This window comes from Empedobacter sp. UBA7252, from assembly GCF_002472765.1.
In the GTDB taxonomy this organism is placed as follows: domain Bacteria; phylum Bacteroidota; class Bacteroidia; order Flavobacteriales; family Weeksellaceae; genus Empedobacter; species Empedobacter falsenii_B.
In genome coordinates this window covers 1-4,055 of sequence record NZ_DKSQ01000086.1, presented here as the reverse complement: position 1 = coordinate 4,055, position 4,055 = coordinate 1, and the positions used below count along the sequence as shown (strand labels likewise).

At 32.6% G+C, this 4,055-nt stretch carries 3 protein-coding genes; 2 read left to right on the top strand and 1 reads right to left on the bottom strand.

Going from position 1 to position 4,055, the window contains the following annotated elements; all coding sequences use genetic code 11:
• A partial coding sequence (gene tilS, locus B2X73_RS12150; RefSeq protein WP_291096537.1) for a tRNA lysidine(34) synthetase TilS occupies positions 1 to 1,200 on the top strand: 1,200 nt, incomplete at its 5' end.
• On the top strand, positions 1,194 to 3,260 hold the full coding sequence (locus B2X73_RS12145) for a protein-disulfide reductase DsbD family protein (RefSeq protein WP_286496180.1): 2,067 nt from the start codon (positions 1,194 to 1,196) through the stop codon (positions 3,258 to 3,260). The genes tilS and B2X73_RS12145, both read left to right, overlap by 7 nt.
• A gap of 71 nt (positions 3,261 to 3,331) precedes the next feature.
• On the opposite strand, the gene B2X73_RS12140 is transcribed toward B2X73_RS12145, so the two are convergent.
• A complete protein-coding gene (locus tag B2X73_RS12140; protein WP_219035233.1) occupies positions 3,332 to 3,979 on the bottom strand; it encodes a T9SS type A sorting domain-containing protein in 648 nt (215 codons plus the stop codon).
• Between the last annotated feature and the right edge of the window lie 76 nt (positions 3,980 to 4,055).

Below are 4,055 nucleotides of genomic sequence, written 5' to 3'. Positions count from 1 at the left end.
TTGTTAGATTTATTCCGTCAAACAGCTGCAAATTTTCAGGTGGCACATTGTAATTTTCAGTTGCGTGAAGAAGACGCAAATGGCGATGAATTGTTTGTGAGAGAATATTGTGGAAAATATAATATACCGTTTCATTCGACTCGTTTTGATGTTGCGGCTTATCAGAAAGTAGGAAATTATTCGGTAGAAATGGCTTGCCGAAATTTGCGTTATGAGTGGTTTGAGCAAGTTCAACAACAAAATTGTTTGGATGTTTTGGTGACAGCTCATCATTTGGATGATAATATTGAAACTTTTTTGATTAATCTTTCTCGTGGAACAGGTTTGAAAGGTTTGGTTGGAATGCAAATTGATAATGGAAAAATCTTTCGTCCACTTTTAAATTTTACAAAAAATGATTTGTTGGAATATGCAAAATCAAATGAAATAAATTGGCGAGAAGATTATACGAATGCGACGGATGATTATACTAGAAATAAGATTCGTCATCACATTACACCAATTCTAAAAGAGCTTCATCCGCAATTTGATGAGAATTTTTTGTCAAGTTTAAATCATATCAATGATAATTATCAAATTGTACAAAATAAAGTTGGAGAAGTTAGAAGTGATTTATTCTCAGGAGATAATCCGATTGAAATTGAAATTTCAGCATTAAAAAAACTTCAACCATTAGAAACATTTTTACATTATTTGTTCGAAAAATATGGATTTTCGTCGAGCAAAGAAATTTTAAAATTTTTGGATGCAGAAACGGGAAGTGAAATAAAATCAGCAACTTATCGATTAATTAAAAATCGAGAAAATTTGTTGTTGCAAAAAATAGAAGAAGAAAATGAAGATGAATTAACGATTTTTGATGAGTTAATTGAAATCAATTCGTTAAATTTGAAGTTCGTGAAATCGATAAATCCACACGAAAACGCTACTGAAATAGTAGACTTTACATCAATTTTGTTTCCGCTTAAACTTAGAAAAGTGAAAGAGGGAGATTTCTTTTATCCAATTGGAATGAAAGGTCAAAAAAAATTGTTGAGTAAGTTTATGAAAGATTTGAAACTTTCTAAGTTAGAAAAAGAGAAGGTTTGGTTGCTTTGTGACCAAAAAGATCAAATTATTTGGGTGGTAAATCATCGTTTGGATGAACGTTTCAAAACGACAGAAACAAGTAAAAACTTTTTAAACATTACAGTATGTTAAAGAAACTTTGGATACTTTTTTTGTTTCCAATTTTAGTCAACGCACAGTTATTTAGTCCTGCAAAATGGTCGAGTTCGGTGAAGGAGGTTGGACAGAATGAGTTTGAAATCGAGGTAACAGGAAAAATTGATAGAGGTTGGCACCTTTATTCAATGAAACATCCTGATGGAGGAATTGGAATTCCAGCAAGTGCATCATTTAAACCAGCTGCAAATGCAAAATTGATTGGAGGTACGCGCGAAGTTGGAAAACGTATAGATAAATACAGCCAAATTTTTGAACAAGATGAAAAATATTACGAAAATCAAGTAAAATTTGTTCAAAAAGTGAAAGTTTCGGGTGATAAACCTGTAAATGTATCGTACACAATAGAATTTCAAATGTGTGATGCCGAACGTTGTTTGCCACCAGATGAAACAAGCGGAACGATAAAATTAACGCCTTCCGCAAAAGTTGAAGAGACGAAAGAAGAGGCAAAGCCAGCAGATGCTACAGAAGCAAAAGATACTGTTGCAGTAAATGAAATTACGCAGGATTCTGTTCAAGAAGATTCTACAGCTGTTGTTGTAGCAACACAAGATACAATCAAAAAAGTTGATGATTCTTTATTAGCAGATAACGAAAAGAAAGATAATGGTTTATTGAAAATCTTTTCTTTAGGATTTTTAGGAGGATTAGCAGCGCTATTAATGCCTTGTATTTTCCCAATGATTCCTTTGACAGTAAGTATGTTTACAAAACAAAGTAAATCGAAAGGAGAAGGAGTTGGAAAAGCCTTTATTTATGGATTATCAATCATTGTTATTTATGTTGCATTAGGTTTATTGGCGACAGTTATTTTTGGACCATCAGTCCTAAATGAAATGTCAACAAATCCGTGGGTGAATTTAGCATTCTTTGCAATTTTCATTGTATTTGCTATTTCATTTTTTGGAGCTTTCGAATTGACATTACCAAGTAAATGGGTAAATGCAGCTGATAAAGGTGCTGATAAAGGCGGATTAATTGGAATCTTCTTTATGGCATTCACATTAGCATTAGTGTCTTTCTCTTGTACAGGACCAATTATTGGTTCGTTATTAGTTCAAGCGACGCAAGGAGGAAACTATTATTCATTAATCGTAGGAATGTTTGGCTTCTCTTTAGCATTAGCGATTCCATTTACATTGTTTGCGATGTTCCCTGGTTGGTTAAATTCAATGCCAAAATCTGGTGGATGGTTAAATACAATCAAAGTTTCTTTAGGATTTATTGAATTAGCTTTTGCCTTGAAGTTCTTATCAAACGCAGATTTAGTTTGGCAAATGAATTGGTTACCAAGAGAAATTTTCTTAGCATTTTGGATTGCAATTTTTATCTTCTTAGGATTATATCTTTTAGGTAAATTTAGATTAGAATTAGACTCACCTGTGCAAACAATTGGTGTTCCGAGAATGTTATTTGCATTGGTTTCGATATCATTTGCGATTTACATGATTCCAGGTTTATGGGGTGGACCATTAAAACTATTAAGTGGTTTAACACCTCCAATGACCTATTCTGAAGCGCCACGAGGTTTCCACGAAGGTGTAGGAGGTGGACAAGCAACAGCTAAATTTGATGATCCAAATATGGTTGCTGGACCTCATGGAATTCCTGCATTCAAAGATTTTGATCAAGCAGCAGCTTACGCAACGAAAGTTGGAAAACCAATGTTGTTAGATTTCACAGGGCATGCGTGTGCAAATTGCCGTAAAGTTGAAGAACGTGTTTGGAGCGATGAGCGTGTGAAGAAAATTTTGGCTGAAGATGTTGTTTTAGTTTCGTTATATGTTGACGAAGCAAAAGAATTACCAGAAGATCAAAAAGTATTTTCGAAAGCGTTAGATCGTAATTTGAAAACAGTTGGTAACAAATGGACTTCTTTCGAGATTGAACATTTCAATGCAAATGCTCAACCTTATTATATTTTGGTTGATAAAAATTTGAATCGTTTTTCTAAACCTTTAGAAGCTGAACTTGATGTAGAAGTTTACCTAAAATGGTTACAAGATGGAATCGCGAAGTATAAAGCGAAATAATTATCTTTTATATAGTAGTAAAAACTCCCGCATTTGCGGGAGTTTTTTGTTTATGAATTATACGTGTTAAACTATTCTTTAATAATCTTTTTCGTGTAATTTGAAGTTTCATTTTTCAATGTAACAATATAGATACCTTTTGGTAATGATTTGAATTTTGAATTGATAGTTTTATTCAATTCATCTATATTTCCAATCGAATTTGTGATGACTTTTCCATTGATGTCAATTACACTTAAATTGTATTGTCCTTTTGAATTGTTAAGTGTAATCTTAATGTTTGAGTCATTTTTGATTGGATTTGGAACAATATTAAAATCCGTAGATTTGATACTTTCGTTAGTAGATAAATTAGTTGGATAAACTAGTATTTTAGCGCCATCGAAACCAACAGCATATACTTTTTTAGCATTGACTGGGAAATCTACAAATGTATTTTTAAACGTAACATCTCCTGTACCTAAAACAGAAACAGAAATTAATTCGTCTTCTTCATTGTAAGTTTCGTAAGCAACAGCATTTGCCCATTTTGCAGTTTCAACAGTTAAAAACGTTCCGTTCGTATTTGTTACAATACTAGCACCTTCACCTGTTTTCCCAGAAAGTTTTAATTTGTCTTTGTAAATATTTACATTAAATGAGTTTAAGTAATGCATTACTGGAGAAACTGGTTTTGGATAATTTTTGGATTTGATATACGATTTTGCTTCATCAATCATTTCTTGCGTGACAATGATAGTAACTTTTCCGTAGTCATCAATTTCTTTAGTAATAGTGTAATCTTCCCCTTGTTAA

Coding starts and splice junctions, on each gene's coding strand:
- B2X73_RS12140 (WP_219035233.1), bottom strand. CDS start 3,979: ATGATTGATGAAGCAAAATCGTATATCAAATCCAAAAATTATCCAAAA.
- B2X73_RS12145 (WP_286496180.1), top strand. CDS start 1,194: ATGTTAAAGAAACTTTGGATACTTTTTTTGTTTCCAATTTTAGTCAAC.